Source organism: Bacillus cereus group sp. BfR-BA-01380 (genome assembly GCF_022663535.1).
GTDB classification, from domain to species: Bacteria; Bacillota; Bacilli; order Bacillales; family Bacillaceae_G; genus Bacillus_A; species Bacillus_A cereus_BB.
The window spans coordinates 1-4125 of record NZ_JAKUFS010000067.1 but is presented as its reverse complement, the minus strand read 5'-3'; the positions used below and the strand labels follow the sequence as shown (position 1 = coordinate 4125).

The window sequence follows — 4125 nt, the reverse complement described above, 5'->3', positions numbered from 1 at the left end:
GAGGGGGATGGAGCTTCTGACGTAGAGGTGTTTTTTACCTCGCAGGAAGAAGCGAAGCCACCGAACATTCTAGCCACTGGAACTGGACAATGCTTTCGCCGAATTTTGAGGCGGGAGTATTACTGCCCACAAATAGCGGGATAAAATTTCTCTTTATTTCGGCAAGTTAATTCTTTTTTCATATGCGACAAGAAAAAACCTCGCTTCATGCTCTAACTTCTTTGATAAAATTCATTTGGCAATAAGTCCAAAATACTAGAATGGATCCTTCTGTTATTGTAAAACGCAATATATGACTATTTCTGAATAAGCTTCATCGAATATTTAAGGGTATTTCACCTGTTACAATCACCACAACCGCAATGATAAACTCTTCACTTATCGTAATATATTTTTCTTACAATGAATGGAGTAGTTTTATAAGAAATGATTAGAAGTACTGAATTTGAAAGAAAAGAACACGCCGTTTTTGTTCATAATTTTAGAAGAATTCTAAATGTAACACCCTTATCATTATTATTAAAAACTTCAATTTTCCCATTATGCTTATTAACAATACTATTAGCAATGGTAAGGCCCAAACCCAAGCCCCCCGTTTTTCGATTTCGCGATTTTTCTCCTCTGTATAAAGGAGAAAATATATATGGAATATCCTTATCTAAAATACCAGGACCATTATCTGATATTGATAAACAAACATAATTTTCTACACTAATTTCTAAGTTCACCTGTATTTGTCCTTTAACAGGAGTATATTGTATTGCATTTGATAAAATATTATTAACTGCACGAGATAATAGATAATAATCTCCCTTAAAAATAATATCCCCACACGAAGCAAAAGTTATTTCTTGTTCTTTTTTCACTAATTCTGGTTCAAATCCTTGAATTAATTCCTTCATAACAGCGGTGAAATTTAATTCTTCTAGATCCAAAGGCTTTTCTAAATAATTCACTTGGGTGAAAGAGTGCAAATCAGAAATTAATTCATTTAAAACATTTGCTTTCTCATAACTAATGTCTATATATTTCTTCCTTTTCTCAGGTGTATTTGCAATTCCTTTTTTTAACCCCTCTAAATATCCCCTTATTGAAAATAAGGGAGTTCTTAAATCATGTATAATAGAAGAAAAAAACAACTTCCGTTCTTGTTCCATTTGCTCTTGTTTTTCCAAAGCCTCTTTCAAGCGACCTTGTAAAGTTAAAAATGATTCTGATAGATTATTAATTTCTTTAATAGGAGTGTGTGGTAAATTGAAATGATACTCTTTTCTAGCAATCGCCTTTACTACTTGTTGGAAATCAACAAGCGGTTCTAATGCTTTCTTTTTAACAAATCTATTACATAAGAGTAGCATAATTCCACTTGAAATAATCCAAATCCATAACCCTCCCCATTCATTAATAATATAATTTAAACGGCTCTGCTTCATCTTTGGAGCTAGGCGATTATCTTGTATAAAAGCAATTCCTAATAACTCATCTCCATCATATACCCGATACTCTTGACCAGGAAAATCTGATTTCGGCTCATTAGTAGCATTCAGCTGCGAGCCAACTTGATACCCTGGGGATTTATAAACTATATTTGAAAAAGTCGTCTCATTGTTTTTATTAATTAATTTAATATTTACCTTTAATTGCTTCGTTTTTTGATCAATATCTTGCTGCCAATTTAAATCATTCCACTTATAGGCATTATCTAATATAGTATCTTTAATCCATGGTTCTAAACTTTCTAATTCAAAATAATAATGTTCTTTTGTATAATTTAAAACTAATTGAGTAATGCTGAAGGGAATTACTAAGAATACAAATATAAATATATATAACCAATGTTTGATGTTGAGTTGTATTTTATTCATCAGTCTCACCGAATTTATAACCAATTCCCCAAACAGTATAGATCTTTATTTGATTTGTTGATTTCTCAAGTTTCTCTCTTAATTTAGCAATATATACTCTTACCGCATGATTATCCCCTTGTTCATACCCCCACACTTTTTCTAGAATTTGTTCATATGTCATTACTTGATTAGGATTCACTAAAAACAATTTCAATATTTCGAATTCTTTTACTGTTAATAAAATCATCCCATTATTTATATAAACCTCTCTTCTATCTATATTCAGCCTAATATTCTTATAACAAATCTCATTTTCTATTTTATTATTTTGCTTTTCAAAGCTCTGATTTAACCTACGTTCAATTGCTTTTATTCTTGCTATAATTTCCCCCGGTGTTGCACTTTTAACAATATAATCATCTGCTCCTATGTTTAAACCTCTGATTTTATCTACATCATTCTGTAATGCACTTAAAAAAATAATTGGTACATTACTTTCTGCACGAAATTTTTTACATATCGAAAAACCAGATTCATTGTTCATCATAATATCTAATAAAATCATATCAATATTTATTTTATCAAATATCCTTTTGGCATCTTCTCCATTTGTTGCTTTAAATACTCTATAACCTTCTACTTCCAGAAAGTCCTGTAACATTTCCATAATTTCTTCTTCATCATCTACAATAAGAATATTGTTAACCATCTTCTTCCTCCTGGATAGTACAAATTTCAAGTTATTGTATATTATACCTGATAATAACAACATTTTTTATAATTGAATCAATTTCATAATCCTCAGCCCCTATGTCTTCAACTAATTTGAATGACGAAAAAGTCGCTATTCCTTATCTAAAAGGTATAGCGACTTTTTCCGTTAACCATCCAGTATGACGTATTAGGTACGGGTTATGATTACGAATTCATTTATACACAAATTCACTGCACGAAAACGAAAACAAGAACCATGACTACTTATAATAAACGCAATGTATGAGAACTCCTTGGTTTTGATGAGAAATATCAAACACTGAAATACATACAACCAAATGAATGTAAAACGTTTCCGTTAGCAACAGATTCTCTTCGCTAAACAATCTACAAGATCAAAATAGAGACAAATATTCGAAAATATAGTGCCTCATGTAGTGAGTCAGAGGTGTGGAAAAAACTTCACAATCAAAGAAGCGCTGTCGAACGAGTCTTTCAGTTAAAAAGAAGAAATTATTAATTATATGCAATTTTGATATAAAGTGAAACTTTAATCAGTGGGGGTTTTCTTCATCCCCCACTGATTATCAGCCCTCACCAATCGGGCTTTTACGGGCAGTTTATCTCCTGCCTAACTTCTTAAGAAAAGCGGAAGTGGCTCGTTCAGAATCGCAGGACGCCCACGCCCCTGACAGAGAGGCGCTTTTTGCCTCGTCCGAGGGGGCTGAAACGGCCGGAGATTCTAGCCGCTAGAGCTGGACAATGCTTCCGCTGAATTTTGAGGCAGGAGTATTACTGCCCGTTAATACGGGATAAATACAATAAAAATTCCATCGCACTATCTTTTGACATTTTTTTGATACTTTTTTGATAAGAATTCTATACGTTTTTTTTATATTAAATATAGAGCATTGCTTATATGTTATAGAAAAAAATTTTCTTTCTATAACTCACAAAATATAGGAGGGACTTTAATGACTAGCATATTAAAAGCACAGAATGTCTCCAAAATATATGGAGAAGAAGCTAATACATTTTACGCATTAAAAAACGTTTCATTAGAGGTCAAAACAGGTGAATTTTTAGCAATAATGGGGACTAGCGGTTCGGGAAAATCTACTTTATTAAATATCTTATCAGGCTTAGATCGACCATCTTCAGGAGAAGTACTTATAAATAATATTAAGATAAATAACCTACATGATAATGAATTAACCGAGATTAGAAGTAATCAAATAGGATTCATATTTCAATTTTTTAACTTAATACCGGTTTTAACTGCTATGGAGAATGTGACACTCCCTTCTGAATTAGCTGGACATAACATCGAGAAAATCAGACAAAAAGCATCAGAATTATTAGATCTAGTTGGTATAGGAAATTTAAAATCATCATATCCTTCTAAGATGTCCGGTGGTCAACAACAGCGAGTTGCCATTGCAAGGGCTCTAGTCACATCGCTATCAAGCTAACAAAACAAAATTCCCCCTAAAATGAAAAAATACGCTATTCTTTCTGTAGAATCATAGGAAAGGATGGCGTTTTTGCATGTCTATTTCTGTAT

At 32.2% G+C, this 4125-nt stretch carries 3 protein-coding genes; 1 reads left to right on the top strand and 2 read right to left on the bottom strand.

Annotation, left to right across the window (positions count from 1 at the left end):
* Positions 1-473: 473 nt before the first annotated feature.
* Positions 474-1865: a sensor histidine kinase gene (locus MR076_RS25750; protein WP_242225408.1), complete on the bottom strand. Its 1392-nt coding sequence runs from the start codon at positions 1863-1865 to the stop codon at positions 474-476.
* Positions 1858-2556 carry a response regulator transcription factor gene (locus tag MR076_RS25745; protein ID WP_242225407.1) on the bottom strand — a complete coding sequence of 233 codons (699 nt, stop codon included), beginning with the start codon at positions 2554-2556 and terminating at the stop codon, positions 1858-1860. The genes MR076_RS25750 and MR076_RS25745 overlap by 8 nt, the downstream gene beginning before the upstream one ends.
* A gap of 979 nt (positions 2557-3535) precedes the next feature.
* Here MR076_RS25745 and MR076_RS25740 point away from each other — a divergent pair.
* On the top strand, positions 3536-4033 hold the full coding sequence (locus MR076_RS25740; RefSeq protein ID WP_242225406.1) for an ABC transporter ATP-binding protein: 498 nt from the start codon (positions 3536-3538) through the stop codon (positions 4031-4033).
* Positions 4034-4125 lie beyond the last annotated feature (92 nt).

What these genes read in the sequence shown, in the direction of transcription:
- MR076_RS25740 (WP_242225406.1), top strand. Translation starts at nt 3,536, where the DNA reads ATGACTAGCATATTAAAAGCACAGAATGTCTCCAAAATATATGGAGAA.
- MR076_RS25745 (WP_242225407.1), bottom strand. Translation starts at nt 2,556, where the DNA reads ATGGTTAACAATATTCTTATTGTAGATGATGAAGAAGAAATTATGGAA.
- MR076_RS25750 (WP_242225408.1), bottom strand. Translation starts at nt 1,865, where the DNA reads ATGAATAAAATACAACTCAACATCAAACATTGGTTATATATATTTATA.